The sequence below is a fragment of the Nocardioides sp. genome (assembly GCF_024509035.1).
Lineage (GTDB): Bacteria > Actinomycetota > Actinomycetes > Propionibacteriales > Nocardioidaceae > Nocardioides.
The window spans coordinates 1-1,900 of record NZ_JANINT010000353.1 but is presented as its reverse complement, the minus strand read 5'-3'; the positions used below and the strand labels follow the sequence as shown (position 1 = coordinate 1,900).

Sequence of the window (1,900 nt, the reverse complement as noted above, 5' to 3'; positions counted from 1 at the left end):
TACGTCGCCGACTTCGCGGAGGCGCTCACGTCGGTCGTCTCCGACCCCGCGCGGGCGGCGGAGATGGGCCGGGCGGGTCGAGCCCGGGCCATCGAGTCGTTCTCCTGGGACGCCATCGCCGAGCGGACGGTGGAGGTCTACCGCTCGGTGCTGTGAGGTGCGCCGGCGCGGCCGCGCGCCGGGCGGCGACGAGCACCGACCCCGCGGGGTGCTCGCGCACGAACACCAGGAGGTCGTCGGTCACGTGCGCCCAGCGCAGGCCGCCGCGACGCAGCGCCTCGTGGGCGTGGCGCAGCCGCGCCAGCCCGCCGTACGCCGCGAGCGTGGCGTCGTCCCACGCCTCCGGGTGTGCCCAGGGGAACGGCCGGCGGGCGTCCTCGCCGTTCACGCCCTCGAGGCCGATCTCGTCGCCGGCGAACAGCATCGGCACCCCGGGCAGCGTGAACTGCAGCCCGGCCGCGACCCGGTGGACGTCGGCGGATCCGGGCGCTGTCGTGGGAGCCGAGGATGTTCCAGGACGCCGTCGTCGCCCGCCAGCCGTAGCGGGCCTGCCACTCGCGCAGGCCGTGCACCACCACCGGCCCGCTGCGCCGCGGCACCGGCACGGGCCGGCCGAACGGCCGCGCGGGGGAGTCCGGGTCGCGCAGCCAGGACCACACCGGCCAGGAGAAGCCCGAGTAGTTCATGGTGCCGTGCCAGCCGTCGCCGTCCAGGTCCGTCGACGCGTCGTGGTTGTGCTCGCCGATCACGAACGCGTCCGGGCGCTCGGCCTCCGCGGTGCGGCGGACCAGCCGGGCGACCTCGTGGTTGACGTCGATGGCGCCGAGTCGGGCCCGTCGACCATCGCCGTGCGCAGCGCGGGGTCGGCGTGGTTGAGCTTCGGCAGCGTCCCGTGGCCCATCCAGCACTCGTAGGACCCGTCGGGCAGCAGGTAGTAGAAGGAGCGGGCCGGTGCGCCCTCCACGTCACGCGCGGCGACGAACCACTCGTGGGTGTCGCCGGTGTGGTTCGTGGTGAGGTCGCCGAGGATCCGCCAGCCGCGCTCGTGCACGGCGGTGGCCAGCCGGACGTACGCCGCGTCGCCGCCGAGCAGCGGGTCGACCTCCTCGAACGTCGACGCGTTGTAGCGGTGGTTGCTCTCGCCGGGGAAGACCGGCGTCGTGTACACGACCGTGACGCCGAGCTCGGCCAGGTGGTCGAGGTGGTCGGTGATCCCGTCGATGTCCCCGCCGTAGTACTGCAGCGGCGTCCGCGGGTCGAACGGCTCGAACACGACCTCGTCGTCCCAGTCCGCCGGCACCGCCCACGGCGGCACCTCGCGCTCGTCGGCCGCTGCCGACCGCGCGAACCGGTCCGGGAACACCTGGTAGACGACGGCGTCGCGCGCCCAGTCCGGAGGCGCGTGGTGGGAGCTGATCCGGAAGTCGAACGCGTCCGGCGGGTCGTGCTCGACCACGCCGACGCCGGTGAGCCAGCGCTGCTCGCTCTGTCCGTCTCGAGGGGCGCTCGCGAGCAAGAAGCGGTAGTGCGTCACCGGGTTGTGCACCGGGAACCGCCCCTCCCACCAGACCGTGTGCTCGTCGCGGGAGGTCGCCACGCACGGGTGGTACGTCGGCTCCGCGTCGTACGTCGTGCGCACCCAGACCTGGTCGACGGGGTCGGTCGCGCTGGTGCGCATCCGGACCAGCACCTCGGACCCCGTGGCGGGCGCCTCCTCGGCGACGTACATCGGCGAGCCGTCGTGGTGCGGCTCGTGCAGCAGCGTCACCGGTGCGCGCCCCTCGGCTCGAGGAAGACCGGGCCGGGTCCCCACTCGGCCGCCTCGTCGGCGGGGTTGCTCAGCGCGCAGGTCTTCATGCTCAGGCAGCCGCAGCCGATGCAGCTGTCCAGCCGGTCGCGC

Annotated in this window: 2 protein-coding genes; one reads left to right on the top strand and one right to left on the bottom strand. The window is 74.3% G+C overall.

Annotation, left to right across the window (positions count from 1 at the left end; translation table 11 throughout):
* Positions 1-156: glycosyltransferase (locus Q0L15_RS25060; RefSeq protein ID WP_366939633.1), on the top strand; the 156-nt coding region annotated here is incomplete at its 5' end.
* A 589-nt stretch (positions 157-745) separates the two neighbouring features.
* Here Q0L15_RS25060 and Q0L15_RS21205 read toward each other — a convergent pair.
* Positions 746-1,768, bottom strand: coding sequence for an alpha-amylase family glycosyl hydrolase (locus Q0L15_RS21205; RefSeq protein WP_296606728.1), 1,023 nt, complete (start codon positions 1,766-1,768; stop codon positions 746-748).
* Positions 1,769-1,900 lie beyond the last annotated feature (132 nt).